This is a genomic window from Pseudomonas sp. BO3-4 (assembly GCF_034044115.1).
Lineage (GTDB): Bacteria > Pseudomonadota > Gammaproteobacteria > Pseudomonadales > Pseudomonadaceae > Aquipseudomonas > Aquipseudomonas alloputida.
This window is the reverse complement of record NZ_CP139018.1, coordinates 2703941-2730716: the sequence shown is the minus strand read 5'-3', so window position 1 is coordinate 2730716 and position 26776 is coordinate 2703941. Positions and strand designations below refer to the sequence as shown.

The window sequence follows — 26776 nt, the reverse complement described above, 5'->3', positions numbered from 1 at the left end:
TGTTGTTAGCGGCCGGTTCGAAAAGTGTTCTGGCAGCCCTGACAGCCGTTGTCGGCAAGGCCTGAAAGGTATGGCTAGCGCAACACAGCCAGCAGGCTGGCCGCATCGCTGACCTCGAACTTGCCGGGGCTTTCAACCGCGATGTACTGGACTACCTGATCGTCGACCAACATTGCATACCGCTGCGAGCGCCGCCCCAAACCGCGTGCCGAAAGGTCCTGGGTCAGGCCCAGCGCCTCGCTGAATTCGCCATTGCCATCGCCGATCATCTTGACCGCATCCCCGACCTGCATGCTGTTGCCCCAGGCGTTCATGACAAAGGCATCGTTCACCGAGACGCACAGGATTTCGTCAATGCCAGCCGCACACAACGCAGGGGCCGCCGCGACATAACCGGGAACGTGACGTTCAGAGCACGTCGGCGTGAATGCGCCCGGCAACGCGAAGATCAGCACCTTCTTGTGCTTGCAACGCTCGCGAATGGAAAAGGCCATCGGGCCGATCGCGCAGGCGCCTGCGTCGCTGTTGTATTGATAAAGGGTAACGTCGGGCAGTTGATCGCCGGTTTTGATCATCGCTGTCTCCTGGGTGAGGTGAGGGCCAGGCGGCCATGATGCCGCAGTCGTCCAGGCAACGCATCATGAACAGGGCTAAAAAACCTGTGAAATAACTTCAATATCATTCATGCAGCGCCCCGCCTAGGATACGCCTCAATCAAACACATCAAGATTACGGTGTGAACGACTCAGCCTACGCAACTGACCAGCACTGAGTTGCTCACACTCAGGCATCTGGAAGCCGTCACCATGAATAAAGCGCCAACATTCACCGTCAAGCGCATTGCGTTCGACGAACATTATCACCCCGCCGAAAACACCCGCATCACGACCAATTTCGCCAATTTGGCACGGGGTGCAAACCGCCAGCAAAACCTGCGCAATACCTTGACGATGATCAATAACCGTTTCAATGCGCTGGCGCACTGGGACAACCCCGAACATGATCGCTACCGCGTAGAGCTGGACATCATATCGGTGGAAATGAATATTGAAAATGCGCAGCACGGCCATGCACTGCCGCTGATCGAAATATTGAAAACCCATATTGTCGACCGCCAAAACAATACGCGCCTCGAAGGCATGGTAGGCAACAACTTCTCTTCGTACGTGCGCGATTACGACTTCAGCGTGCTGTTACTGGAGCATAACAAGCATCGGTCGACCTTCAGCACACCCGATCATTTCGGCGAGCTGCATGGCAACCTGTTCAAATGCTTCGTCAACTCGCACACCTACCAGGAGCATTTCAGCAAACCACCGGTTATCTGCCTGAGCGTATCCAGCAGCAGGACTTACCTGCGCACCGAAAATCAGCACCCTGTGCTAGGGGTTGAGTACCAGCAGGATGAATACTCCCTGACGGATGAATACTTCAAGAAAATGGGCTTGAAGGTGCGCTATTTCATGCCGCCGAACAGCGTCGCCCCGTTGGCGTTTTATTTTGCCGGCGACTTGCTGGCTGACTACACCGACCTTGAACTGATCAGCACCATCAGCACCATGGACACCTTTCAGAAAATCTACCGACCCGAGATCTACAACGCCAATTCTCCCGCAGGCAAGGCCTACCAGCCCAGCCTGCAAAACCAGGATTACTCGCTCACGCGCATTGTCTACGACCGGGAAGAGCGCAGCCGCCTGGCGATCGAGCAGGGCAAGTTTGCCGAGGAGCAATTTGTCAAACCCTACCAGGCCACGCTAGCGCAATGGTCCGCTCAATACGCACGTTGAACATTCAAAGCACAAGGTCACTGTTCATGAACACATTGCTACCCACCTCCACGGCCGGCAGCCTGCCTAAACCCGCCTGGCTTGCTCAACCCGAAACACTCTGGTCACCGTGGAAGTTGCAAGACGCGCAACTGGTCGAAGGCAAACAGGATGCCTTGCGCCTGGCCTTGCAAGAACAACAACACGCCGGTATCGACATCGTCAGTGACGGCGAGCAAACCCGGCAGCACTTTGTCACCACGTTTATCGAGCACCTCAGCGGCGTTGATTTCGAACAACGGAAAACTGTTAGAATCCGTGATCGCTACGATGCGAGCGTACCGACGGTGGTGGGTGCTGTCGCTCGACAAAAACCGGTGTTTGTCGAAGATGCCAAGTTCCTCCGCCAGCACACCACACAGCCGATAAAGTGGGCGCTACCCGGCCCCATGACCATGATCGACACACTGTATGACAACCACTACAAAAGCCGCGAGAAACTGGCCTGGGAATTCGCCAAGATTCTCAACCAGGAAGCCAGAGAACTGGAAGCCGCGGGCGTGGACATCATTCAGTTCGACGAACCGGCATTCAATGTTTTCTTTGACGACGTGAATGACTGGGGCGTGGCTACCCTGGAAAGGGCCATCGAGGGCCTCAAGTGCGAAACGGCCATCCATATTTGCTATGGCTATGGCATCAAAGCCAACACCGACTGGAAAAAGACCCTCGGTTCAGAATGGCGGCAATATGAACAGGCCTTCCCCAAACTGCAGCAGTCCAGCATCGATATCATTTCGCTGGAATGCCATAACTCGCATGTTCCGATGGACCTGCTCGAGCTGATTCGCGGCAAGAAAGTCATGGTCGGCGCCATCGATGTGGCCACCCATGTCATTGAAACACCCGAACAGGTCGCCGCCACCCTGCGCAAGGCACTGCAATTCGTCGATGCCGACAAGCTCTACCCTTGCACCAATTGCGGCATGGCACCCCTGCCTCGCCAGGTAGCCAGCGGCAAGCTCAAGGCGTTGAGTGCAGGCGCAGCCATCGTCCGTCAGGAACTCGCTAACGCACGCTGAAATGAATGCAGCCACAGGACCTACCATGTTGCTTTCCGGTACGGCGATCGAGCCGTCGACTTTTCGCCAGGCACTCGGGCACTACGCCTCCGGCATCACGGTGATTACATCGCACCACGAAGGTGAGCCGATCGGCTTCACCTGCCAGTCGTTCTACAGCGTATCGATGAGCCCGCCGCTGGTGTCATTCAGTGTGATGTCCCGTTCGGCCAGCTACCCGAAAATTCGCCAGGCTGGGCGCTTCACGGTCAACATCCTGTCAGGTGAACAGGTCGGCATTTCCAACCAGTTTGCCCGGCGCGGCGCCAACAAGTGGCAGGGCGTCGAATGGCAAGCATCGCCGTTGGGCAACCCGATCATTGCCGGCAGCCTGCATTGGCTTGATTGCGAAATTCACGCCGAACATGCCGCCGGGGACCACCTGATCGTGATTGGCGAAGTCAAAGCGTTGAACCTGCAGGCCACTGCTGCCACGCAGCCGCTGCTGTATTTCAAGGGGCAGTACTGCAACCTCGCCGCGCCTCACGCGGTTTGAGCCTCACCCCACTCACGGAAAACCCAGCAAAGGAATTGTCAGGATCACGCAGCAGTGAAGAAAACCCGCCATTACTGCGTTGATCCGCCATTTAACTCATGATCGATTTACGCCACCTGCGAACCCTCCACGCGCTGCGTGAAACCGACAGCCTGCACGAGGCCGCCGAGCGCCTGCACCTGACACAATCAGCCCTGTCGCACCAGTTCCGCGATATGGAAGAGCGCATCGGCATGCCACTGTTCGTGCGCAAATCCAGGCCGGTGCGCTTCACCAGCGCCGGGCTGAAGCTGCTGCAGCTGGCCGATCAGGTGCTGCCTCAGATCCGCAATACCGAACGGGACCTGGGCAAGCTGGCCGGGGGCTGCGCCGGACGGTTGCACATCGCCATCGAGTGCCACAGCTGCTACCAGTGGCTGATGCCTTCAGTGGATGAGTTCCGCGGCGCCTGGCCTGAGGTGGAACTGGACCTCGCCTCGGGTTTTTCCTTCGCGCCACTGCCAGCCCTGGAGCGCGGCGACCTGGACCTGGTGGTGACCTCCGACCCGGTGACATTGCCGGGTATCAGCTACGTGCCTCTGTTCAGCTACGAGGCGCTGCTGGCCATCGACAACCACCACGCCATGCGCCACAAGCCGTACCTGGAGCCCGCCGATATCGCCAGCCAGACACTGATCACCTACCCGATCGAACGCACCCGCCTGGACATCTTCACCCGCTTCTTAGACCCCGCCGACGTCGAGCCCGCACAGGTCCGCACCTCAGAACTTACCGTGATGATGATGCAACTGGTTGCGTCCGGGCGCGGCGTCTGTTGCCTGCCCAACTGGGCCGTGCACGAATACAGTTCGCGCGGCTATGTAACCGCCAAGCGCCTTGGCGAACACGGCCTGCAGGCAAACCTCTATGCGGCACTGCGCAGTGACATGCTGGAGGTGCCGTACGTGCGTGATTTTCTGCTGACGGCCAAGGATATTTCGTTCACCACGCTGGCAGGTGTCAGCGTGCCTTCAGGCCCGGTTATCTGAAAGCCGGGCGTGCGTTTGCGAACCTCAGTGCCGGCGATGGCGCGCCATGCCCCTACCGCCAACGAATCAGCCAGCCTTCGCCAACTGCACTTGCAGAAACGCCATCAGTGCCCCCGCGACAGGTGACAAGCTGCGCCCTTTGCGGGTGAGCATGCCGATGTGCCGTTCTACCTTGGGCTCCACAAGGGGTACGAACGCCAGTTTTTCGTTCTCCTGCGGAAAAGCGAGGTACGGCAAGGTACTGATCCCTACCCCCTCCTCCAGCATGGCGATCAACGAAATCATGTTGGAAATGAACAGCCGGCTATCGGCCAGCAAACCCTCGGCCTCGGTACCCGCCAGTAATTGCGAGGTACCGTTGCGGATCATCGGCACGCCCAGCAACTGCGCCCAATGCAGCTGCCCCCCCGCCTGCGCCAGCGGGTGGTCGCTGCGGCACACCACGCCAACCTGATCATTCACGATGGGGGCGAATTCGAGCTGGTCATCGTCCACCCACAGGCTGCTGATGCCGAAATCCACTTGCCCTTGAGCGAGCAACTGCTGCACGCGTTCGGCCGTGCCGTCCTGAATGCTGACCTGCACATTGGGGTGCGCGGCCACAAAGCGGGCCAGCGGCCCTGGCAGCATTCGGCTGGCCACAGAAGGCACGGTGGCGATGCTGACCTGGCCGATTTCATGCCGGGCAAACAGCATGGCTTCACGGGCAATACGGTCATGGTGCTCAATCAAGCCCCGAAACAACGGGAGGCAATGCTCGCCATATGGCGTCAGCTCCACCCGGCCACCGCCCTTTTCGACCAGTGCCTGCCCCAGCTTCTGCTCCAGTTCACGCAGGGCCAGGGATATCGCAGGCTGGGTGCGAAAGGCCTGGCGGGCGGCCGCGTGGAAGCTCTTGTGTTCGGCGACCAGTACGAAGTAACGCAACTGCGCGATTTTCAGCTCGGGCAACATGGTTAGCATTCCTTATCAAAGCATTTTTTTTATTAATTTTTATTTGCTGCATATTGCTCGCATGATGAATGCCATGCAAACGGAGGCGTTCATCCATGTCACACAAGACCTACAACAACTACATCGATGGCCAGTGGTGTGAAGGCCACGCCACTTTGGGCAACTACAGCCCCTCGGACACTGGCGACCTGATCGGCCAGTACCATCAGGCCAGCGCCGAACAGGCCCGCCAGGCCATCCAGGCCGCCCGCGCCGCTCAACCCCTGTGGGCCGCCAGTGGCCTGGAAAGCCGCCAACAAGTGCTGATGGCCATCGGCGACGAGCTGATCGCCCGCAAGGAAGAACTCGGCGAACTGCTGTCGCGAGAAGAAGGCAAACCCTTGGCCGAAGGCATCGGCGAGGTCAACCGCAGTGGCCAGTTCTTCCATTACTACGCCGCCGAAGTGCTGCGTCAGATGGGCGAGACTGCCGCCTCGGTGCGCCCAGGGGTCGACATCGAAGTGCATCGCGAACCGGTGGGTGTGGTGGGCATCATTACCCCATGGAACTTCCCCATGGCCACCGCCGCCTGGAAAATCGCCCCGGCCTTGGCCTTCGGCAACGCCGTGGTGTTCAAGCCGGCCAACCTGGTGCCGGCCAGTGCCTGGGCGCTCACCGAGATCATCAGCCGCCAGGGCCTGCCCAGCGGTACCTTCAACCTGGTGATGGGCAGCGGTGCCGACGTCGGCGAGGCCCTGATCCAGTCCGCCGAGATCGATGCCCTGACGTTCACCGGTTCTCTGCAGACGGGCCGACGCGTAGCGGTGGCCACCGCCGGTAACCTGGTGCGCTGCCAGCTGGAAATGGGTAGCAAGAATGCCTTGGTGGTCATGGACGACGCCGACCTCGAACTGGCCGTGGAATGCGCGCTCAACGGGGCCTTCTTTGGCACTGGGCAGAAATGCACTGCGTCATCACGGCTGATCGTCTGCGACGGCATCCACGACCGCTTCGTCGAGGCGCTGCGCCTGCGCATGCGCCAGCTCAAGGTCGGCCATGCACTGGAGGCTGGCGTCCAGATCGGCCCGGTCGCTGACGCGCGCCAGCTGGAACAGAACCTGGCCTACCTGCAACTGGCCCAGGCCGAAGGCGCCACCCTGATAGAAGGCGGCGAGCGCCTGCAATTGGCCTCCGATGGCTACTACATGCGCCCGGCCTTGTTCATCAACAGCCGCAACGACATGCGCATCAATCGCGAGGAAGTGTTCGGCCCCATCGCCTGCGTGATCCGCGTGCGCGATTTTGAAGAGGCGCTGGCCACGCTCAATGATACCGAGTACGGCCTCACAGCCGGGATCATCACCCAGTCGCTGCGCCACGCCAGCCACTTCAAGCGCCGCGCCCAGACCGGCTGCGTGATGGTCAATCTGCCCACCGCCGGGACCGACTACCACGTGCCATTCGGGGGCCGCAAAGCCTCGAGTTTCGGCCCCCGGGAACAGGGGCAATACGCTCGCGACTTCTACACCGTGGTCAAGACCACCTACCTGCGGCCCTGAAGGAATACATGCCATGCACGACCTCTTGATGATCGACGGCCTGCAGTACTCCAACTGGAGCCAGGAAATATTCCAGCAGATGCAGGCCGGTGGCCTGAGCGCGGTGCACGCCACCATCGCCTACCACGAAAACGCCCGCGAAACCCTGTCGCGCCTGGGCGAGTGGAACCGCCGCTTCGAGACATGGCCCGAGCTGATCCGCCCGGTGCGCACGGCCAGCGACATCCGCCTGGCCCACGAGGAGGGCCGGGTGGGTATCTTCTTCGGCTTCCAGAACTGCTCGCCGATCGAGGACGACATTGCCCTGGTGGAGGTTTTCCGCCAGCTCGGGGTGTTCGTCATGCAGCTGACCTACAACAACCAAAGCCTGCTGGCCAGCGGCTGCTACGAGCGCGAGGACAACGGCATCAGCCGCTTTGGCCGCCAGGTGATCGCCGAAATGAACCGCGTCGGCATGCTCATCGACATGTCTCACAGCGCCGAGCGAAGCACGCTTGAGGCCATCGAACTGTCGAGCCGACCGGTGATCATCTCCCATGCCAACCCTGCCAGCTTCCACGCCGCCAAGCGCAACAAATCCGATGCGGTGCTACGCGGGATTGCAGAGTCCGGCGGGCTACTGGGGTTCAGCACCTACCCGTTCCACCTCAAGGGTGCCTCGGACTGTAGCCTGGAAAGTTTCTGCGACATGGTCGCGCGCACCGCCGACCTGATGGGTGTGGAGCACATCGGCATCGGCACCGACCTGTGCCAGGCGCAACCCTTGTCTGTGCTGGAATGGATGCGCAACGGCCGCTGGAGCAAGGACAAGGACTACGGCGAAGGCTCCAGGGACAACGCCAACTGGCCGGCGCCCTTGCAGTGGTTCCGCGACAGCCGCGACTTCCGCAACATTGCCCAGGGCCTGCGCGCCCGCGGCTTTGCCGAGCACGACGTGGGCAACATCATGGGGCTGAACTGGTTGCGCTTGCTGGAGACCGCCACCACGGCACAGGCCTGAACCCCTTGCACGGACAGCATCAACAATAAAAAGAATCGCAGGTTCCGGAGGTTTCATGAAAAACCCAACTACCTTGCAGGCCGACGGCCAGGCCATGGGCCTGCCTATGGCACGCGATATCGACTGGCCGTTGTTCCTGATCAGCGGCGGATTCCTCGGCGCCTTCCTGCTGGCGGCGCTGATCGACATCGACACCGTGTCGGCGCTGGTCAATACCCTGTTCGCCTGGTCGACAAAGGCCTTTGGCCTCTATTGGCAAGTGCTGATGCTGGCAACCTTCGCCGTCAGCCTGTTCATCGGTTTTTCCAAGTGCGGGCGTGTACGCCTGGGCGGGGTCACCCAGCGCCCGGACGTCAGCACCTTCAACTGGATCGCCGTGATCATGTGCGCCCTGCTGGCAGGTGGTGGCGCCTTCTGGGCCGCTGCCGAACCCTTGATGCACTTTGCCAGCCCACCGCCCTTCTTCGCCGGCCTGCAACCGCACAGCGAAGCGGCGGCCACCGCGGCACTGGCGCAATCGTTCGTGCACTGGGGCTTCCTGGCCTGGGCCGTGCTGGGCAGCCTGCTGGCGATCGTGCTGATGCACCTGCATTACGATAAAGGCCTTCTGCTGGCGCCGCGCACCCTGCTTTACCCCCTGTTCGGCCAGCGAGCGCTCAAGGGCCCGATCGGCACCTTGGCCGACGCTGCCTCGATCATCGCGGTAGTGGCCGGCACCATCGGTCCGATCGGTTTCCTTGGCCTGCAGATCAGCAGCGCCATGCACGCCGTGTGGGGGTTGCCCAACACTATCGTCACCCAGTCGCTGACCATTGTCCTGGTGACCGCGATGTACACTGTCTCGTGTCTGGTGGGCCTCAAAGGCATCCGCTTTGTCAGCGAGATCAACGTCTGGTTGATGATCGGCCTGGCCCTGTTCATGGTGGTATTCGGACCGACGCTGTTCATCCTCGGCGGTTTCCCGGCGGCCTTTGCCCTGCACGTGCAGCACTTCATCCCCCTGACGATGTTCCGCGCCGACCCCAAATGGCTCGACTGGTGGACGGTGTTCTACTGGGGCTGGTTCATCGGCTACGCGCCCATGGTGGCTCTGTATGTCGCGCGGATCTCGCGGGGCCGCACCATCCGCGAGATCATCATGACGCTGTCGATCATCGCACCGCTGGTGACCATGTTCTGGTTCACTGTGGTGGGCGGTACCGGGATCGGCCTGGAGCTGCAAACGCCAGGCATCGTCACCGCCCATGGCGCCAAGCCTGAAGACCTGTTGCTGGGAGTGACGCAGAACCTGCCACTGGGTGGCCTTGTCAGCGCGCTGTTCCTGTTCCTGAGTTTCATCTCGGTGGCCACCAATGGCGACGCCATGGCCTTCACCGTGGCGCTGGCGATGTCCAGCGACGATAAACCGAAGAAGTGGTTGCGCGGTTTCTGGGCAATCGGCATGGGCCTGGCGGCGGTGGTGCTGATCACCATTGGCGCAGGCGGTGTGACGGCCCTGCAATCCTTCATTGTCATCACCGCGGTGCCGGTGTCGCTGGTGATCCTGCCAGCGCTGTGGGATGCCGTGCGCATCGCTCGACACATGGCCCGTGAACAAGGCGTCTGAACATGATCCATCCAGGTACAACAACAATGCCCAACAGCGTGCCTGCAATACCCGCGTTGCGCCCTGCCAGCCAAGTCATGGACCTGGCCCGGCTGGGTAGCCACTTCCAGAGCCCGCTAAGCTTCGTGCGCAGCAGCATGCGGCGGATGATGCAGCAGCGCTGGCAAATCCGGCGCAGCTGTTTCGACCTCGATGGCCAAGGCTTCGGCACTGCGATCTACCGCATCGAAACGCCAAACGGCCATTACCACTGCGTGATCTTCTCGGCCTACCTGCCGCCGGAAAAGCGCAGCGATCGGGTCATCGCCGACCAGTGGGACGTCAGCTTCGTGCTGGTGGCCGGCGATGTCGACTCGGCACAACTGGCCGACCTGCAACGCAACGTGCCGCTGCAGGAAGCCGGCCGCTTCGATGCACGCGTGCTGGTGTTGTCGCGGGCCAACCGTAGCTTGCGCAATTTCGACCGGTTTCTGGCGGCGCTGGCAGAAGGACGCCAGCCCGATCCACAGCAACTGGCTGAAGTCGGCTACCTGTATCGCACCACCGCGGTTTACGGTAACGGCAAGTTTGGCATCGCCGATTTTGGTTGCCTGCAAGATAACCCGGACTTCAACCAGCCGTTCAGCGCGCAGATGTTCACCGTCTACCTGCTGCGTCACTTCAGCATCGAGCAGATCAACCACATGGCCCGGGCACTCGCCCCGCAGCGGGCAGTGCAACTGGCCCCGGCGCTACAGCGCTACCTGGGGGTAGGCAACGCGACCGGGCTGGGAATGGCCCCTTTTCTGATCAACCACCCTCAACTGGTGGAGCACTGGATCAGTACGCGGGAAACGGCCCTGGCACTGGTACTGGCGCAGTCGGCGGAGCCCGACCAATTGGCACGCCTGCAGCAATTGCTGGCGCGCGCCCAGTTGCACCTGAGCCAGTCCCGGACCGAAGACCAGCGCCAGCATGAGCAGAACCTGCAAACCTTGGCCGAGCTTGCTTTACTGGCCACCTGGCTTGGCACGCAAGCCGACGGCGCGGGCCTTTGGCCGCGCCTGCTGGCCTGGGCGCAATTACACACGGGGGTGGGCTGCCAGGAGCTTCTGGTCAGCCTGCTGCTGGAGCTGTACCCCGAGCAGGTCACGCCCCTGGCCGAGCACATGGGGGTCAACGAAAGCTGGCAGCTGGACGCCCAGATGCCCCTTGGGCAACTGCGCCAGCTCATCGAGCAGCAATATGGCTGGGCGTTGCGCTACGACTTCAGTGCTGTCGATGCGGAGCACTTCTTCTGGTACCGCTCAGCTGAAAAAGAAGAGCCGCGCCTGGGCATTCGCGCAGAGGAGCCAGGGGCCGAAAAAGAAATGCAACTGGGTATTGCCCGCAATATCCAGCAGTGCCATAGCGCGCTACTGGAGCACCTGCAACTGCAGCCTCAGGCGCTGACCGCTCACTTCCTGATCGCCCAACCGAGGTTCAAGGGCGCGGTACGCCGCCTGCAAGGCATGGCAAAAACAAACTACGGTGAAATCCGTGCCAATCTGCTGGCCCGGGACATGCTGCCGATTCACCTGCTGCGCTGCAAACTGGCATTTTTCGGCGCGGGGAAATTCGACCCCAAGTCAAGCCGCTGGGTGCGTATCACGCTGTTCCAGGGCGCGCCGCTGGTCAGCGACATCGGTCAGCCGTTCGCAGACGACTGGAATTTCGCAGTCATGCCGCAAAGGGAGCTTTGACCATGCGCGTATCGCTTAACGAAATACAGGTGATGTGCCGCAAGGCATTCGAAGGCATGGGCTTCGCCCCGGGCGACTGCGAGGATGCCGCCGAACTCGTGGGCTGGTTGCAACTGCAGGGGCTCGATGGCGTCGGTGCACTGGAAAAGGCGTTGCGTTATCTGCAAGCCGAAGCTGCACGGCCATACGCCTTGTGCCATGAGGATAACGCCCTGCTGGTGATCGACGCCAAGGGCCAGAGCGTGTTGCGCTGCGCCGCCACGGTGGTGGAACTGGCGGCAGCCAAGGCCATGCGCTGTGGTCAGGCTGAACTGCGCATACGCCACTGCCACAACCGTTTGCTGTTGCTGGGCTACCTGAGCCGGGCAGCGGTGCAGGGGCTGCACGTGCAAGCCCGCTGGGAGGACGCCCGCCAATGCCACCTGGCCGATTTTACCGCCGGCATGCCGCGCCCGGAACTGAGCAGTGAAACCCGGCCCCAGGCCATTGAAGCGGCCGCGCAAGACGTAACGGTGCTGTTCACCCGAGCAGGCCAGACCGCCCAGGCAATAAGCGACCCGCAGCGCCCACTGCAGCAAGGTTTTACCGTCAACGAACATACCTGGCAAAGGCTCAGGCAGCTGGCCGAACACATCCTTGTCGAGAGCACCGATGCCTCACGCCGCCACGGTGCAGGCGGCGGCAGCGACGCCGACTGAACACCCTTGCCACTGAGGAAAAAACCCATGAAGCATGCGATAAAGACCGAGCTGTTCGCCTCCAGGGCGCCACTGGAATGGGCGGTCGTCGGCAACGGTACGTTGTACACGGCCCAGATCCCAATCGATACGCAGGGCCAGGTGGTTGCCGGCGGCATCGAGGCCCAGGCCCGCCAGACACTGGACAACCTGCGCCACACCCTGGAAGCCGCTGGCAGCTCGCTGGATGCCGTGACCCAGGTACTGATCTACGTGACCGACCGCCGTTATCTGGCGACTGTGAATGCCGTGTACGCCGAGTATTTCCAGGCACCCTACCCCAACCGTGCGGCCGTAGTGGTGGCTGGCCTCGCCCGGGAAGAAATGCTGGTGGAGCTGGTGGTCTACGCCTGCCTCTGACGCCCTGAAGGCGCCCGTCTCACGATATTCAGCGTTCGCGCAATCGAGTGCCGCCCGCGCGGCGCTCGATGCATGCACCCTCCACCCCACGTCATGCACCCGGAATACTCCCTTTTTCTCCCGCCAGGCACCGGCCTGCGCCCCATTTCGGTTCAAAACCCGCGCCCGGATCAAAAGCGCCCTTTTTTGATGCGCCGGCCCTTGCGGCCAGGCAGCACACATCGGGTGTGCCCCTCACATTTCCTGCATCGCCAGAACCGCCAGGCGTATTCGGCACTTTTATTGCACAGACTGGTTGTACTCAACGCACAGGCAATCTACCGAAACCGAGGTTAACGCGAGACACAGCTCCCACTTACCCCAGCAAGGCAGCACCCTGAAAGACGCAGATGAACCGCAATGAAGCTGCCGGCAACGGCGGCAAGGAGTGGGTATGTCCCGGGCTTTTTTCAATGAAATGTACGAAGCGGACGGCAACTGCCGCCCGCATTACCAGGAGTTCGCCCGCTGGCTGGCCAACACCCCGCTGGAGTTGCTGGAACAGCGCCGGCGCGAGGCCGACCTGCTGTTTCACCGCGCAGGCATCACCTTCACTTTGTATGGCGACAAGCAGGATACCGAGCGCCTGATCCCCTTCGATATCATCCCGCGCAGCATCCGCGCCAGCGAATGGCGCACGGTCGAGCGTGGCTGCATTCAACGGGTACAGGCGCTGAACCTGTTCCTGGAGGACATCTACCACGACCAGCGCATTCTCAAGGCCGGCATCATCCCGCCAGAGCAAGTGCTGGCCAACGAGGGCTACCAGATCGCCATGCAGGGCCTGGACCTTCACCGTGGGCTGTATGCGCATATTGCCGGTGTCGACCTGGTACGTGACGGCGATGGCAGCTACTTCGTGCTGGAAGACAACCTGCGTACCCCCAGCGGCGTCAGCTACATGCTCGAAGACCGCAAGATGATGATGCGCCTGTTCCCCGAACTGTTTGCCGCCCAGCGCATCGCGCCCATCGATCACTACCCCAACCTGCTGCTGGACACGCTCAAGAGCGCCAGCCCACTGGACAACCCCACCGCGGTGCTGCTCACGCCCGGCCGTTTCAACAGCGCCTATTTCGAGCATGCCTTCCTGGCCCGGGAAATGGGCATCGAGTTGGTCGAAGGCGCCGACCTGTTCGTACGTGATGAGCATGTCTACATGCGCACCACGGCCGGCCCCCAACAGGTGGACGTGATCTATCGTCGCCTGGACGACGACTACCTCGACCCGCTGTCCTTCAACCCTGACTCCATGCTGGGCGTGCCGGGGCTGATCTCGGTTTACCGCGCCGGCAATGTGGTACTGGCCAACGCCGTCGGCACTGGCGTGGCCGATGACAAATCCATCTACCCCTTCGTCGACGACATGATCCGCTTTTACCTGAGCGAAGAACCGATCCTGAACAACGTGCCGACCTGGCAGTGCCGCAAGCCGGCGGACCTGTCCCATGTACTGGCCCACCTGCCCGAACTGGTGGTCAAGGAAACCCAGGGCTCCGGCGGTTATGGCATGTTGGTCGGGCCCGCCTCGACCAAAGCCCAGATCGAGGACTTCCGCGCGCGCATCAAAGCCCGCCCGCACGCCTATATCGCTCAACCGACGCTGTGCCTGTCAACCTGCCCGACCTTCGTCGACAGCGGCATCGCACCGCGTCACATCGACCTGCGCCCGTTCGTGTTGTCGGGCAGTGAAACCCGCCTGGTGCCCGGTGGCCTGACGCGCGTGGCGCTCAAGGAAGGCTCGCTGGTGGTCAACTCGTCGCAAGGCGGCGGTACCAAGGACACCTGGGTGGTGGAGGACTGAGCCATGCTTTCGCGAACCGCTTCCGACCTGTACTGGATGTCCCGCTACCTGGAGCGTGCAGAAAACCTCGCGCGCATGCTCGAGGTCAGCTACTCGCTGTCGCTGATGCCCCAGGCCGGGCGCAGCGACGGCCATGCCGAACTGGCAATGTCGCTGATGGCCTCGGGCATGCTGGACGACTACCTGCGTCGGCACAAGGAACTCGACACCGAGCGCATGCTGCACTTCTTCGCCCTCGACGCCACCAACCCCAGCAGCATCTACTGCTGCCTGCAGGCCGCCAGGACCAATGCCCATGCAGTGCGCGGCCGTATCACCGCCGACATGTGGGAGAACATCAACGCCACCTGGATCGAAATGCGCAACATTGCCAGCAATGGCCTGGGTCGCTATGGCATCAGCCAGTTCTGCGACTGGGTCAAGGAACGATCGCACCTGTTCCGCGGTGCGACCTCCGGCACCATCATGCGCAACGATGCCTACAGCTTCATTCGCCTGGGGACCTTTCTGGAGCGGGCGGACAACACCCTGCGCCTGCTCGATTCGCGCTATGAAATGTTCGGCGAGGCCTCCGAAGAGGTCAGCGACGACTCCGCCCGCGGCTATTACCAATGGAGCGCCCTGCTGCGCGCGCTGACCTCGTACGAGGCCTTCAACGAGCTCTATCGCGCCGCGCCCAGCGCCCGGCCGGTGTCCGAGCTGTTGCTGTTGCGGGTGGACGTGCCGCGCTCGCTGCATGCCTGCATCGAGGAACTGGACCTGATCCTGGCAGGCCTGCCGGGCAGTACCGGGCGTGCCGCCCAGCGCATGGCCGCCGAACTGAACGCGCGCCTGCGCTACACCGCCATCGACGAAATCCTTGATGCAGGGTTGCATCCCTGGCTAAGCGACTTCATCGGCCGCATCAACCAACTGGGCCAGGCCGTCCATCACTCCTACCTGGAGGTTGTATGAAACTGTCCATTCGCCACGACACAACCTATAGCTACGCCAGCGACGTGTGCAACAGTATCCAGTTCCTGCGCCTGACGCCGCGCAGCAGCGAACGCCAGCGTATCAATCAATGGCAACTGGACCTGCCCTGCAAGGTCAAGGGCCAGATCGACCCTTACGGCAACATCCTGCATGTGCTGACACTGGACAAACCCCATGGCCACCTGGCGCTTACCGCACACGGCCAGGTCGAGATCGACCCGGATTGCGAGCACGAAACCGAGAGCCAGTCGCCCCTGCCGTTTCTGCGCGGTAGCCACCTGACGCTGGCCGACAACACCCTGACTGCTTTCGCCGCCCGGCAATGTGGCAGTCACCGCGACCGGGCAGCACTGATCGGGCTGATGCAAGGCCTGGCCGAGCACATGCCCTACAGCCCTGGGGCCACGTCGGTGGGCACCACGGCCATCGAAGCCTTCAACGGTGGCGCAGGCGTGTGTCAGGACCACACCCACGCCTTCCTGGCCTGCGCACGCAGCCTGGGGGTGCCGGCACGCTATGTGTCCGGCTACCTGTGCACCGAGGACGAACAACACCTGGCCAGCCACGCCTGGGCCGAAGCCTGGGTCGACGATGCCTGGTACAGCTTCGACATTACCAACCGCCTGACCCGGCCAGAGCGTCACCTGAAGCTGGCGGTGGGCCTGGACTACCTCGATGCCTGTCCGGTCAGGGGCGTACGCCGCGGCGGCGGCGCCGAATCGATGCAGGCCAGCGTCCACGTGCATCGCCAGTGACAGGCTGGCTTCAGACCGGTCTTGCCGCGCGAGTGCGGCAAGACCCTTCCACACGCAACACAAGGGAAACCGCATGACTTACTGTGTCGCCATGCACCTGGAGGACGGGCTTGTCTTCATCAGCGACTCACGCACCAACGCCGGCATCGACCAGATCTCCACGTTCACCAAGTTGTTCGTCTTCAGCGTACCGGGCGAGCGGCTGATCGTGCTGCAGACCGCCGGCAATCTGGCGACCTCGCAGTCGGTGGTAAACCTGCTGCAGCAACGCACCCAGGGCAACGGCCCCCACCTGCTGAACGTTGCCACGCTCTACGATGCAACGGTGCTGGTCGCCGACACCCTGCGCGAGGTGGTCAAAAGAGACCGCAGCAAGCTCACGGCCGATATCGACCTTAGCAGTTCATTCATCGTCGGCGGCCAGATAGCCGGCGGCCCCATGGCCATCTACAACGTGTATGCACAAGGCAATTTCTTCCAGGCCACACCGGACACCCCGTTTCTGCAACTGGGTGAAAGCAAGTACGGCAGGCCAATACTCGACCGCAACCTGGATTACCGCACACCGCTCGATGAAGCGCTGCGCTGCGGCCTGATCTCGTTCGACTCCACCATCCGCAGCAACCTGTCGGTGGGCATGCCGCTGGACTTGCTGGTGTACCGCAATAACAGCCTGGAAAGCATGACGCGCAAGCGCATTACCAGCGACGATGCCTATTACCAGCAGATTCGCAGGCAGTGGAGCGACGGCTTGAAAACCCTGCTGGCCGAACTGCCAGCGCCGCCTTATGGCTGAGTCAGCGAACTGTCCAGATCCTTTGGTGCCTGGACAGGCACTTTCGCGGTCTGGCCCGCGCCCACAGGTACTGTGCAAGCCTTGAAGGCTGTGATGGCCTGTGGGAGCGGGCGAGCCCGCGAACAGGCCGGTACAGGCAACACCTCAGTAAAACCAATGTGTAATGTTCGAAACTCCGTGGGTTATCCTGCGCCTTCCCCCCTGTCACGAGACTGCTGCTGGCGGCCTACAGACTGCACTGCAGGTGAAATCATGATTCACGGAAAAACCCTGGAAGCCTGGCAACAAAGCCACCCGATCATCGCCGAGCTGGTTGCCCTGAAGCAGACCAGCTGGTTCAACCCTGGTATCGCCAAGGCTGCAGAAGCCCTGCACGACGTGGGCCTGACGGCGGCCGACGTGCAAGCGGCCAGCGCGCGGCTGCAGCGGTTCGCGCCTTACCTGGCCACTGTGTTCCCCGAAACAGCCGCTGCCGGCGGGGTCATCGAGTCGCCTGTCATCCCGCTGCCACAGCTGCGCCGGGTGCTTGTCGAAGAAGGATCACTGCAGAACGCAGGCAGCCTGTGGCTCAAGGCGGACAGTGACCTACCCATCTCCGGTTCGATCAAGGCCCGGGGCGGTATCCATGAAGTGCTCAAGCATGCCGAAGACCTGGCCCTGGCGGCCGGATTGATCACGCCAACGGATGACTACACCAAACTGGCGAGCGACCAGGCCCGCGCATTCTTCAGCCAGTACACGATCGCCGTGGGTTCAACCGGCAACCTGGGGCTGTCGATTGGCATCATGAGCGCCAAGCTGGGTTTTAAGGTGAGCGTGCACATGTCGTCAGACGCCCGGCAATGGAAGAAGGACAAGCTGCGGGCCAACGGCGTGACCGTGGTAGAACACGCGTGCGACTACAGCGTAGCGGTCGAGCAGGGTCGCCAGCAGGCGGCTTCAGACCCCAATTGTTATTTTGTCGACGACGAAAACTCCCCACAGCTGTTTCTCGGCTATGCCGTCGCCGCCGAACGGTTGGCGCGGCAATTCGACCAGGCTGGCATCCAGGTGAACGCAGATCACCCGTTGTTCGTCTACCTGCCGTGCGGCGTAGGGGGCGGCCCGGGCGGTGTCGCATTCGGGCTGAAGCTGGTGTTCGGCGATGCGGTGCACTGCATCTTTGCCGAACCCACCCACTCCCCCTGCATGCTGCTGGGTGTCTATACCGGCCTGCATGATGAAACCTGCGTGCAGGACTTCGGCATCGACAACATCACCGCAGCAGACGGCCTGGCGGTCGGCCGCCCATCAGGGTTTGTCGGCAAAGCCATGCAGCGGCTGATCGATGGTTACTACACCGTGACCGACGAAGAGCTGTACCGCTTGATGGTCATCGCCCATGAGCAGGACAAGGTCAAACTGGAACCCTCTGCCCTGGCCGGCGTACCCGGTATGCTACGGGTGCTGCAAGCCGGCGAGTACCTGGCTCGCCAGGGCTTCACCCCAACCCAGCTGCAGCAGGCTACACACCTCGTCTGGGGAACGGGGGGCAGCATGGTGCCGGAAGATGAGTTCAACGCCTATCTGGCCAAAGGGCGCAGCGTGCAGGCAAACCTGTAACCGCGATCGCCGGTTCGCAGTCATGCAACGGATCATGGAAGCGTTGCACGCTTGCCGTGCTGAATCACATCAGGCACTGCAACGGCGCCGCAAACCAGGTTTGCGGTTCGTGGCGCCGTCGCAGTGCCTCAGGCCATCAGCAAGGAATGCCCGCCAGCGGCCAGACAGGTGCTGGCGTCGCTTTGGCCATGGTGCGTTTTCGCGCCCACTGGGTCAGTGCGGCCATCAGGGCAAAGCCAAGCAGGATCATCACCGGATAGGCCAACAGCAACTCGGTCAGCGAATACTTCCAGGCCAGTGGCCGACCGACGCCCAGCATCGCTGCATATAACCAGGAAACACCTGACAGTGCACCAGAAAACAGGGCAAACATCCGCACGCCTATATTCAGGTCAAGCAAAGAACCGGCCTTGAGCAAGGCAGGTAATACATAACGATGCAACAACATGCCATTGAAGGTCAGGAGCAAGACAATAATGACCTTGGCGTGAAGTTTGGGATTGGCAAAATAACTCATGCCCTTTTCAAGGTAATCGATACCAATGACCGCGGCACCGGTAAGCCACAAGAATATCAAGGCATTGGCAACAGACGCCTGCAATCGCGCCATGTGCTTACCGTCATGGCAGGCCTTTTGATGCCCCTTCAACAAGTCCCTGACCATCTCGGCATCACTGGTAAATACCAGGCCGATGGCGATACAACAGGCCAGTAAATGAACATAAATGACCGACAACCGCACCAACTCCATGGATTCTTTCTGCCCGAACAGGCTAATAATTGTATTAAACTCCACGTCGAATTCTCCACGTAATGCATCAGCGCTAGATGGCCTTGCAACAAGCATGCGTACGGCCTGATCGCACTGGGAAGACCAAATTCATATCGTTAATTGAAACAGCGAATGGTTACTCGATTGCGCACAGTGGCTCAACCGTTGAGCCCCGGTTGGGCATGGCGTTACTCCATTGTCAGAGGTAAGAAGCCCCGTGAGCATCCCTGCCATGCAGATCAAGTTGAACGTCCATACGTTCTGGGGAGAGGTGCGAAGTGCGGTGCTGGAAGAACACACTTGCTGGCAAATAGGAACGACTCGCTGGCAAATCGTTCATTTCTTGAGCAAAAGCACCGACCAGCGGTATTTAAAGCCGTATTAGTTAGTTTGCTAACTGCTTGCATTCTGACCGAATGGTAAGTTTTAAAGGCCCGTGGATCCAAACTTCGCGACAGGCCATTTAAGTGCTCTATTTCAATGTTCGCAGTTTGTTGGCTGCCACCCCCGAGGCCATTCGGCAGCTAAAGAGGGTGGTTAAAACAGGACCATCGCACAGTCGATGCTCATCGACTAGCTGGCATTGTCTGTTCAGCGGTGAACCGCTACCCAATCAATGCACCAAGAGCAACTGGCTCAACACCGCCCGCAGTTTCCCGGGTTTCACAGGTTTGTTCAGTAGCGGCGCCCCCAATTTCTGCAAGCCCCGCCGGCATTGATCGCTGCGGTCGGCGGTGATGATCACCGCCGGTATGGCAACCGCAAAATGCTCACGCAAATACCTGACCACCTCGCAACCCACCACGCCATGGTCCAGGTGGTAGTCGGCCAGGATCAGTTCCGGGGCCTGCCCCTGCAAGGCCAGCAAGGCACCTGCCTGGTCGGTCGCGGTCACCACTTCGCAGCCCCACTGCCCAAGCAGCGCGCCCATGCTCTCGAGGATGCTCACTTCGTTGTCCAGTACCAATAGGCGGCGGCCCGGTAGCGGGTTGCCGACGCTTGGCAGCGGCACAACCTGGTGAGCGGCCAGCGGCACCTCTTTACCCAGCGGGACCTCGATGCTGAACACCGAACCACGCCCCGGCCACGAACGTACCTCAATCCGGTAACCGAGAATCTTGGCGATCCGCTCGACGATGGCCAGCCCCAGGCCAACGCCCTTGCGATCCGCTGCGCGGCCAACGTCCAGCTGGTTGAACTCGAGAAATATGGCCTGCAGCCGATCCTGCGCTATGCCCCGCCCGGTATCCCACACCTCCAGCCGCAAATGACCACCGCGGCGCCTCGCCCCCAGCAAGATCCGGCCTTCGTCGGTGTAGCGGCAGGCGTTGCTGAGGAAGTTGCGCAGGATACGTGTCATCAGTCGCAGGTCAGTGCTGATGGCACAGTCCGGGATGCGCGCATGCAGCTTCAGGCCCGCCGCATCGGCCACTGAGCTGAACTCCGAGACCAGCGGCGCGAACAGCTCGTCCAGGCGGTACACGGCCACATCCGGCTTTACCGCCGCCTGGTCGAGCCGGGAAATGTCCAGCAGGTCGGTCAGCAGGTCTTCCGCGCCCTCCAGGGCCTGGTGGGTCCGCTCCACCAGCACATGCTCGGCCTCTGGCAATGGCCGCTCGCGCAAGGTCGAGATCAGCAAGCGGGCGGCGTTCAGCGGTTGCAGCAGGTCATGGCTGGCGGCGGCGAGGTATTTGTCCTTGCTGCGGTTGGCAGCTTCAGCAGCATCGCGCGCCTCCAGCAATTCATCGGTACGCGCAGCGACCCGTTGCTCCAGTTCGTCATTGAGCTGTTGCAGGCGTTGCTGGGCCAGCTTGCGTTCGGTGATGTCGGCAACGAACCCCTCCACCAGCCCTTCATGGCCGGGTTTTAGCAGCAGGTTCATGAGCACATCGAGATGGCTGCCGTCCTTGCGCCGCAAACGGGTTTCGTAGCCGTGCAGGCTGTGCTCACGGGCAAGCACTGCGGTAATGGCCTGTAACTCCTCGGCACCGCCGTCAAACAGGTTGGCGGCCAGGTCCGTCAGGGAAAACAGCACCGATTGCGGGTCGTCATAGCCGAGCATGCGCGCCAACGCCGGGTTGGCGGCACGCATGCCGTCCTGAAGGCTGGCCTGGAAAATACCGTGCACGGCGTTTTCGAACAGCCATTTGTAACGGTTGCGTTCGGCTTCCAGTTCGTCCAGGCGGGCGGACAGCTCCGGGTAATGGCTTTTGCGCGCCGAGTGGTCACCCAGCCCCAGCAGCCCGGCCAACGCCCGCTGCTGCTCGTCAGAGGGCCTCGCCATAAACGACCTCGACATCACGCTGGCTCGACGCACGGGGGTTGGTGAGGATGCACGGGTCATCCATCGCGTGTTGCGACAGGAACGGGATATCGGACGTGCGCACCCCGTGCAGGCCCAGGGTTTCATGGAAGCCGATGGCACGCTTCAGGGCAATCAGGTGCTCTACCAACCGACCGCAGATCTGCCGGTGATTGAGACCGCGGCAGTCGATACCAAACACTTCGGCGATCACTTTGAAACGCTCCGGCGCCGAGCTGTAGTTGAACGCCACCACGTGCTCCACCAGCACCGCGTTGCACAAGCCATGGGGCAAGTCGAGGAAGCCGCCCAGGCTGTGCGACATGGCGTGCACTGCGCCCAGGATCGCATTGGAGAACGCCAGCCCCGCCTGCATGCTGCCGAGCATGATCTTTTCACGCAGTGCAATATCGGTGGGGTTGGCGATCATCTCCACCAGGTTGCCATTGATAAGGCGCATGGCTTCCAGCGCATGGGGATCGGTCAGCGGCCCGTGGCCGGTAGACACGAAGGCCTCGATGGCATGCACCAACGCATCGATGCCGGTACAGGCCGACAGGAACGGGTCCATGCTCAGGGTGGTCTGCGGGTCGATCAGCGACACGTCCGGCACCACCGCCTTGCTGACGATGGAGAACTTCATGCGTTCCTGCTGGTTGGAAATGATCACGAACTGCGACACGTCCGCCGAGGTGCCGGCGGTGGTCGGGATCAGGATCAGCGGCGGGCTGGGCACGCGGATCATGTCCACGCCCTCGAATTCGAGGATGCTGCGCCCATGGGCCACCACGATGCCGATGGCCTTGCCGCAATCCATCGGGCTGCCGCCACCGACGGCGACGATCACGTCACAGTGGTTCTGCCGATAGATTTCGGCGCCGAGCATCACCTCTTCGACCCGCGGGTTGGGTGACACCGCTGTGTACAGGCAGTAGTCGATACCCTGGGCCTGCAGGCTGGCCTCCACATCCGCCACCCAGCCGGCCGCGATCACGCCAGGGTCGCTGACCACCAGTACCTTGCGCGCACCGAAGGTTTTGGCGTAATTGGCCACATTGTGCCGGCAGCCGGCACCAAAGATGATTTCAGGCGATACGAACTTGCGAAGGGGGCTGAAACTCTGGCTCATCGGTAAGCCTGTTCTTATTGTTCTGGAAGATAACCGCCAGCGTAAAGCATCCCACCACGAAAGCAACCAGACCAAAGCGGGGCTACCGGTCATTCTATCCAGGATTTGGCGCGGGCCACCTCCAGAAACGCCAGTACGTCCTCCTCGAGCCCCGGTACATCGGGGAAGCGTTGTGCCAGGCGGTCGATGACCGTTGCCACGGTACTGTGGCCGTCCAGCAGCGCCAGGACCCAGCCGGCACTGGCATTGAGCTCGATGATGCCCCCGGCGTACAACAGCACGTGGCAAGCCTTCTGTGGCTCCCAGTCCAGGCGCAAGCCTCGCCCCAAGGCAAGGGCTTGCTGGCGATCAATCAGGTTCACAGGCACATGCTCCAGGAGGATCCGGCCACCGTGGCGATGGCCGGGCCGTCATCAACGGTTGGCGAAATACATCGTCACTTCGAAGCCAATGCGCAGGTCGGTATAGGCGGGTTTAGTCCACATAGGGCAAGTCCTCTTCTTGTGCCGGAGGATTCCGGTAGAAGCATTAATGCACGGGGGCGGACCGGACCGAATGCTACTTTGGAACGAGCTGGCGGGGTGCGTTGGTACGGGTAGGCCGTTACGTGTGCCGGCCTCTTCGCGGGCAAACCCGCGCCCACAGGCTCTGCACCGGTTCTGGAACCAGCGGTGAACCTGTGGGAGCGGGCGAGTCCGCGAAGGCCGCGACGCGGTTTAGAAGAAGCCCAGCGGATTGATGTCGTAGCTCACCAGCAAGTTCTTGGTCTGCTGATAATGGTCAAGCATCATCTTGTGGGTCTCACGGCCAACACCGGACTTCTTGTACCCCCCGAACGCCGCATGCGCCGGGTACAGGTGGTAGCAGTTGGTCCACACGCGCCCGGCCTTGATCCCGCGGCCCATGCGGTAAGCGCGGTTGATGTCGCGGGTCCACAGGCCGGCGCCCAGGCCGAATTCACTGTCGTTGGCGATCGCCAACGCTTCGGCTTCGTCCTTGAAGGTGGTCACGCCCACCACTGGCCCGAAGATTTCTTCCTGGAACACGCGCATCTTGTTGTTGCCCTTGAGCAGGGTTGGCTGAATGTAGTAACCGCTGGCCAGGTCACCCTGCAGCCGCTCGGCACCACCGCCGGTGAGCAGCTGCGCGCCCTCCTCCCGGGCAATCTCCAGGTACGAAAGGATCTTGTCGTACTGTTGCTCGGACGCCTGGGCACCCACCATGGTTTCGGTATCCAGCGGGTTGCCGCGGGTGATCTTGGCGATCTTCTTCATCACCTCGGCCATGAACGGTTCGTAGATCGACTCCTGGATCAGCGCCCGTGACGGGCAGGTGCACACCTCGCCCTGGTTGAAGAACGCCAGCACCAGGCCTTCGGCAGCCTTCTCGATAAATGCCGGCTCGGCCTGCATGATGTCTTCGAAGAAAATGTTCGGCGACTTGCCACCCAGTTCGACGGTGGACGGGATGATGTTCTCGGCCGCGCACTTCATGATGTGCGAGCCCACCGGGGTGGACCCGGTGAACGCGATCTTGGCAATGCGCTTGCTGGTGGCCAGCGCCTCGCCGGCCTCACGGCCAAAGCCCTGGACGATGTTCAGTACGCCTGCCGGCAACAGGTCGGCGATCAGTTCGGCAAAGACGGTAATCGACAGCGGCGTCTGTTCCGCGGGCTTGAGCACCACGCAGTTGCCAGCGGCCAAGGCCGGGGCGAGCTTCCAGGCGGCCATCAGCAGCGGGAAGTTCCACGGGATGATCTGCCCCACCACACCCAGCGGCTCGTGGATGTGATAAGCCACGGTACCTTCGTTGATTTCGCCTACGCTACCCTCCTGGGCGCGGATGCAACCGGCAAAATAGCGGAAGTGGTCCGCTGCCAGCGGCACGTCGGCATTCAAGGTTTCGCGTATGGCCTTGCCGTTGTCCCAGCTTTCGGTAACCGCCAGCACTTCCAGGTTCTGTTCGATGCGGTCGGCAATTTTGAGCAGTACCCGCGCACGGTCTTGCACCGAGGTCTTGCCCCAGGCTTCGGCGGCGGCATGCGCGGCGTCCAGGGCGCGCTCGACGTCCTGGGCCGTGGAGCGCGGGAATTCGGCAATCGGCTGGCCATTGACCGGCGAGCTGTTGGTGAAGTACTGGCCAGCCAACGGCTGCACGAACTCGCCACCGATGAAGTTGCCATAACGGGGTTTGAAGGATACGACGGCGCCTGGAGTTCCGGGTTGTGCGTAGATCATGCTGAGCCTCTGCGGGTCGGTGCCTGTCCCACGACAGGCGATGCACCGATGGTAAGAAGCCCCGCGTGCCGGGCGAATGCATCGTTGGCAGCGGGGCTCTCGTCATTTGGTAGTAGGGCCGCTTGCCACCGATCAGCGGCAGCAAGCGGCAGTAGGCAGGCGTTATGGCTTGGCGCTTGCCGTTTGTTGCAACTGCTTGGGCAACTTGAAGGTCCAGAGCATGCCGCCCTGGTTGAAGTCCTTGACCCGTTTGGCCACTTCGCCGCCCCACAGCGGCACCGCGCCGCCCCAGCCGGAGACCACCGAAACGTATTGCTCACCGTCCATTTCCCAGGTGACGGGCGAGCCAAGCACGCCTGAGCCGGTCTGGAATTCCCAGACCTTGTCGCCGGTCTTGGCGTTGAATGCCTGCAGGAAGCCCTCTGGCGTGCCCGTGAACACCAGGTTGCCCTTGGTGGTCAGCACACCGCCCCACAGCGGCGCGTAGTTCTTGTGGCGCCACACTTCCTTGCCGCTGATCGGGTCGATGGCGCGCAGCACGCCGATGTAGTCTTCATTGAGCGGCTTGATGGTGAAACCGGCGCCGAGGAACGCCGCACCTTTCTTGTAGGCGATGCCTTCGTTCCAGATGTCCATGCCCCACTCGTTGGACGGCACGTAGAACAGCCCTGTGTCCTTGTTGTAGGCCATCGGCATCCAGTTCTTGGCGCCGAGGAAGGCCGGCGCGACAAACACCGAGCTGCCCTTGGCCTCGCTGCCGGGTGCGCCCGGGCGGCTGGCGTCGTTGTAGATCGGCCGGCCGTCCTTGTCCAGGCCCGTGGCCCAGGTGATCTTGTCAACGAAGGGGAAGCCGCGGATGAACTTGCCGTTGGTGCGATCGAGCACGTAGAAGAAACCGTTGCGGTCGGCCGTGGCGGCAGCCTTGATCTCCTTGCCGCCGTCCTTGTAGTTGAACGAGATCAGCTCGTTGACGCCGTCGAAGTCCCAGCCGTCATGCGGCGTGCTCTGGAAGTGCCACTTGATGGTGCCGTCGTCCGGGTTCAGTGCCAGGCGTGAGGAGGAGTACAGGTTGTCACCGGGGCGCAGGTGCGAGTTCCACGGGGCCGGGTTACCGGTACCAAACAGGATCAGGTTGGTTTCAGGGTCGTAGTAACCGCCCAGCCACGGCGCGGCGCCGCCGGTCTTCCACAGGTCGCCAGGCCAGGTCTTGCCCGCCTCACCGCCGGAAATACCGTTCTCGATCGCCTTGCCGTCCTTGTACACATAGCCCATGTGCCCTTCCACGGTGGGGCGCATCCACAGCAGCTCGCCGTTCTCCGGGTTGTACGCCTGGATCTTGCCCACCACGCCGAACTCGCCGCCGGCAACGCCGGTAATCAGCTTGCCATTGACGATCATCGGCGCGGCACTGATGGAGTAGCCTTCTTTGTGGTCGGCGACCTTCTTGCTCCAGACCACCTTGCCGGTGTCCTTGTTCAGGGCCACCAGCTTGGCGTCCAGCGTGCCGAAGAACACCAGGTTGCCGTACAGTGCGACGCCGCGGTTGATCACGTCGCAGCAAGGGCGGATGTCATCCGGCAGACGTGCATCGTATTGCCACAGTTTCTTGCCGGTGCGGGCGTCCACGGCGAACACCCGCGAGTAGGAGCCGGTCAGGTACATCACCCCGTCCTTGATCAGCGGCTGGGCCTGCTGGCCGCGCTGCTTCTCCCCGCCGAAGGAAAACGCCCAGACCGGGCGCAGCTCCTTGACGTTATTGACGTTGAGCAGATCCAGCGGGCTGTAGCGCTGGCCCTGGACGCCCAGGCCATTGGTCACGATCTGCTGCGGGTTCTTCGGGTCCTGGAGGATTTCTTCATTGCTGACAGCGGCGTGCGCCGCGCCGGCAAGCAGCATGGCGCTGAGCACCAGGCTCACGGCGAACAAGGGGCGACGTGGGGATCGGGTCATGACGGCTACCTTTGGTTTTTTTGTTGTGCCCGGGAAAATTTCCCGGTGTGCCGGGAATTCTTGGTCCCGACCCGATTGCCAACAA

The 26776-nt window shown here is 61.7% G+C and carries 24 protein-coding genes; 15 read left to right on the top strand and 9 right to left on the bottom strand.

The features are described from left to right. Positions 1–74: 74 nt before the first annotated feature. Positions 75–575 carry a peroxiredoxin gene (locus tag REH59_RS12630; RefSeq protein ID WP_004576493.1) on the bottom strand — a complete coding sequence of 167 codons (501 nt, stop codon included), beginning with the start codon at positions 573–575 and terminating at the stop codon, positions 75–77. 231 nt (positions 576–806) lie between these two features. On the opposite strand from REH59_RS12630, the gene REH59_RS12625 reads away from it, so the two are divergent. The 4 genes from REH59_RS12625 to REH59_RS12610 all read left to right on the top strand — a co-directional run bounded on the left by REH59_RS12625 (position 807) and on the right by REH59_RS12610 (position 4414). Beyond that, the gene (locus tag REH59_RS12625) at positions 807–1790 is read left to right on the top strand and encodes a DUF1852 domain-containing protein (RefSeq protein ID WP_014860462.1); all 984 of its coding nucleotides are present in this window, start codon (positions 807–809) and stop codon (positions 1788–1790) included. Between the two features lie 26 nt (positions 1791–1816). Further along, on the top strand, positions 1817–2851 hold the full coding sequence (locus REH59_RS12620; RefSeq protein WP_128573680.1) for a methionine synthase: 1035 nt from the start codon (positions 1817–1819) through the stop codon (positions 2849–2851). A gap of 25 nt (positions 2852–2876) precedes the next feature. Next, complete coding sequence (locus REH59_RS12615; protein WP_014860460.1) at positions 2877–3386, top strand: flavin reductase family protein; 510 nt, start codon at positions 2877–2879, stop codon at positions 3384–3386. A gap of 98 nt (positions 3387–3484) precedes the next feature. Continuing rightward, positions 3485–4414, top strand: a complete 930-nt coding sequence (locus tag REH59_RS12610) for a LysR family transcriptional regulator (RefSeq protein ID WP_014860459.1) — start codon at positions 3485–3487, stop codon at positions 4412–4414. A 66-nt stretch (positions 4415–4480) separates the two neighbouring features. On the opposite strand, the gene REH59_RS12605 is transcribed toward REH59_RS12610, so the two are convergent. After that, positions 4481–5368, bottom strand: a complete 888-nt coding sequence (locus REH59_RS12605) for a LysR substrate-binding domain-containing protein (RefSeq protein WP_014860458.1) — start codon at positions 5366–5368, stop codon at positions 4481–4483. Between the two features lie 95 nt (positions 5369–5463). On the opposite strand from REH59_RS12605, the gene REH59_RS12600 reads away from it, so the two are divergent. From REH59_RS12600 to REH59_RS12550, 11 genes are all read left to right on the top strand, one after another. Further along, positions 5464–6906: an aldehyde dehydrogenase family protein gene (locus REH59_RS12600; RefSeq protein ID WP_012052756.1), complete on the top strand. Its 1443-nt coding sequence runs from the start codon at positions 5464–5466 to the stop codon at positions 6904–6906. Positions 6907–6919: 13 nt separating this feature from the next. Continuing rightward, the gene (locus REH59_RS12595) at positions 6920–7906 is read left to right on the top strand and encodes a dipeptidase (RefSeq protein ID WP_003254063.1); all 987 of its coding nucleotides are present in this window, start codon (positions 6920–6922) and stop codon (positions 7904–7906) included. 55 nt (positions 7907–7961) lie between these two features. Next, positions 7962–9512, top strand: coding sequence for a BCCT family transporter (locus REH59_RS12590; protein WP_320450577.1), 1551 nt, complete (start codon positions 7962–7964; stop codon positions 9510–9512). Positions 9513–9538: 26 nt separating this feature from the next. Further along, a complete protein-coding gene (locus tag REH59_RS12585) occupies positions 9539–11233 on the top strand; it encodes a hypothetical protein (protein ID WP_014860456.1) in 1695 nt (564 codons plus the stop codon). A gap of 2 nt (positions 11234–11235) precedes the next feature. Next, a complete protein-coding gene (locus REH59_RS12580; RefSeq protein ID WP_014860455.1) occupies positions 11236–11931 on the top strand; it encodes a DUF3726 domain-containing protein in 696 nt (231 codons plus the stop codon). A gap of 27 nt (positions 11932–11958) precedes the next feature. After that, on the top strand, positions 11959–12330 hold the full coding sequence (locus REH59_RS12575) for a RidA family protein (protein ID WP_003254071.1): 372 nt from the start codon (positions 11959–11961) through the stop codon (positions 12328–12330). A 433-nt stretch (positions 12331–12763) separates the two neighbouring features. Continuing rightward, entirely contained in the window at positions 12764–14173 is a 1410-nt protein-coding gene (locus REH59_RS12570) for a circularly permuted type 2 ATP-grasp protein (protein WP_010953605.1), read from the top strand. Positions 14174–14176: 3 nt separating this feature from the next. Next, entirely contained in the window at positions 14177–15127 is a 951-nt protein-coding gene (locus tag REH59_RS12565) for an alpha-E domain-containing protein (RefSeq protein WP_003254074.1), read from the top strand. Next, entirely contained in the window at positions 15124–15903 is a 780-nt protein-coding gene (locus tag REH59_RS12560; protein ID WP_014860454.1) for a transglutaminase family protein, read from the top strand. Before REH59_RS12565 ends, REH59_RS12560 begins: the two co-directional genes overlap by 4 nt. 73 nt (positions 15904–15976) lie before the next feature. Next, a complete protein-coding gene (locus tag REH59_RS12555; RefSeq protein ID WP_014756324.1) occupies positions 15977–16699 on the top strand; it encodes a proteasome-type protease in 723 nt (240 codons plus the stop codon). A 252-nt stretch (positions 16700–16951) separates the two neighbouring features. Next, a complete protein-coding gene (locus REH59_RS12550) occupies positions 16952–18301 on the top strand; it encodes a D-serine ammonia-lyase (protein WP_180688269.1) in 1350 nt (449 codons plus the stop codon). Between the two features lie 136 nt (positions 18302–18437). Here REH59_RS12550 and REH59_RS12545 read toward each other — a convergent pair whose 3' ends face one another. From REH59_RS12545 to pedH, 7 genes are all read right to left on the bottom strand, one after another. After that, positions 18438–19052 carry a hypothetical protein gene (locus REH59_RS12545; protein ID WP_121783333.1) on the bottom strand — a complete coding sequence of 205 codons (615 nt, stop codon included), beginning with the start codon at positions 19050–19052 and terminating at the stop codon, positions 18438–18440. Between the two features lie 634 nt (positions 19053–19686). Further along, positions 19687–21357, bottom strand: coding sequence for a PAS domain-containing hybrid sensor histidine kinase/response regulator (locus tag REH59_RS12540; RefSeq protein WP_014860452.1), 1671 nt, complete (start codon positions 21355–21357; stop codon positions 19687–19689). Beyond that, positions 21341–22504, bottom strand: coding sequence for an alcohol dehydrogenase-like regulatory protein ErcA (ercA, locus tag REH59_RS12535; RefSeq protein ID WP_004576476.1), 1164 nt, complete (start codon positions 22502–22504; stop codon positions 21341–21343). Before ercA ends, REH59_RS12540 begins: the two co-directional genes overlap by 17 nt. Before the next feature lie 89 nt (positions 22505–22593). Next, positions 22594–22866: a pyrroloquinoline quinone biosynthesis peptide chaperone PqqD gene (gene pqqD, locus REH59_RS12530; protein ID WP_003254087.1), complete on the bottom strand. Its 273-nt coding sequence runs from the start codon at positions 22864–22866 to the stop codon at positions 22594–22596. A 51-nt stretch (positions 22867–22917) separates the two neighbouring features. Next, the gene (pqqA, locus tag REH59_RS12525; RefSeq protein WP_003243383.1) at positions 22918–22989 is read right to left on the bottom strand and encodes a pyrroloquinoline quinone precursor peptide PqqA; all 72 of its coding nucleotides are present in this window, start codon (positions 22987–22989) and stop codon (positions 22918–22920) included. 231 nt (positions 22990–23220) lie between these two features. Next, positions 23221–24741 carry an aldehyde dehydrogenase family protein gene (locus REH59_RS12520; RefSeq protein ID WP_014860451.1) on the bottom strand — a complete coding sequence of 507 codons (1521 nt, stop codon included), beginning with the start codon at positions 24739–24741 and terminating at the stop codon, positions 23221–23223. A gap of 162 nt (positions 24742–24903) precedes the next feature. Then, on the bottom strand, positions 24904–26691 hold the full coding sequence (gene pedH, locus REH59_RS12515) for a PQQ-dependent alcohol dehydrogenase PedH (protein WP_004576475.1): 1788 nt from the start codon (positions 26689–26691) through the stop codon (positions 24904–24906). Positions 26692–26776: the final 85 nt, after the last annotated feature.

Coding starts and splice junctions, on each gene's coding strand:
- REH59_RS12630 (WP_004576493.1), bottom strand. CDS start 575: ATGATCAAAACCGGCGATCAACTGCCCGACGTTACCCTTTATCAATAC.
- REH59_RS12625 (WP_014860462.1), top strand. CDS start 807: ATGAATAAAGCGCCAACATTCACCGTCAAGCGCATTGCGTTCGACGAA.
- REH59_RS12620 (WP_128573680.1), top strand. CDS start 1,817: ATGAACACATTGCTACCCACCTCCACGGCCGGCAGCCTGCCTAAACCC.
- REH59_RS12615 (WP_014860460.1), top strand. CDS start 2,877: ATGTTGCTTTCCGGTACGGCGATCGAGCCGTCGACTTTTCGCCAGGCA.
- REH59_RS12610 (WP_014860459.1), top strand. CDS start 3,485: ATGATCGATTTACGCCACCTGCGAACCCTCCACGCGCTGCGTGAAACC.
- REH59_RS12605 (WP_014860458.1), bottom strand. CDS start 5,368: ATGTTGCCCGAGCTGAAAATCGCGCAGTTGCGTTACTTCGTACTGGTC.
- REH59_RS12600 (WP_012052756.1), top strand. CDS start 5,464: ATGTCACACAAGACCTACAACAACTACATCGATGGCCAGTGGTGTGAA.
- REH59_RS12595 (WP_003254063.1), top strand. CDS start 6,920: ATGCACGACCTCTTGATGATCGACGGCCTGCAGTACTCCAACTGGAGC.
- REH59_RS12590 (WP_320450577.1), top strand. CDS start 7,962: ATGAAAAACCCAACTACCTTGCAGGCCGACGGCCAGGCCATGGGCCTG.
- REH59_RS12585 (WP_014860456.1), top strand. CDS start 9,539: ATGCCCAACAGCGTGCCTGCAATACCCGCGTTGCGCCCTGCCAGCCAA.
- REH59_RS12580 (WP_014860455.1), top strand. CDS start 11,236: ATGCGCGTATCGCTTAACGAAATACAGGTGATGTGCCGCAAGGCATTC.
- REH59_RS12575 (WP_003254071.1), top strand. CDS start 11,959: ATGAAGCATGCGATAAAGACCGAGCTGTTCGCCTCCAGGGCGCCACTG.
- REH59_RS12570 (WP_010953605.1), top strand. CDS start 12,764: ATGTCCCGGGCTTTTTTCAATGAAATGTACGAAGCGGACGGCAACTGC.
- REH59_RS12565 (WP_003254074.1), top strand. CDS start 14,177: ATGCTTTCGCGAACCGCTTCCGACCTGTACTGGATGTCCCGCTACCTG.
- REH59_RS12560 (WP_014860454.1), top strand. CDS start 15,124: ATGAAACTGTCCATTCGCCACGACACAACCTATAGCTACGCCAGCGAC.
- REH59_RS12555 (WP_014756324.1), top strand. CDS start 15,977: ATGACTTACTGTGTCGCCATGCACCTGGAGGACGGGCTTGTCTTCATC.
- REH59_RS12550 (WP_180688269.1), top strand. CDS start 16,952: ATGATTCACGGAAAAACCCTGGAAGCCTGGCAACAAAGCCACCCGATC.
- REH59_RS12545 (WP_121783333.1), bottom strand. CDS start 19,052: ATGGAGTTGGTGCGGTTGTCGGTCATTTATGTTCATTTACTGGCCTGT.
- REH59_RS12540 (WP_014860452.1), bottom strand. CDS start 21,357: ATGGCGAGGCCCTCTGACGAGCAGCAGCGGGCGTTGGCCGGGCTGCTG.
- ercA (WP_004576476.1), bottom strand. CDS start 22,504: ATGAGCCAGAGTTTCAGCCCCCTTCGCAAGTTCGTATCGCCTGAAATC.
- REH59_RS12520 (WP_014860451.1), bottom strand. CDS start 24,741: ATGATCTACGCACAACCCGGAACTCCAGGCGCCGTCGTATCCTTCAAA.
- pedH (WP_004576475.1), bottom strand. CDS start 26,691: ATGACCCGATCCCCACGTCGCCCCTTGTTCGCCGTGAGCCTGGTGCTC.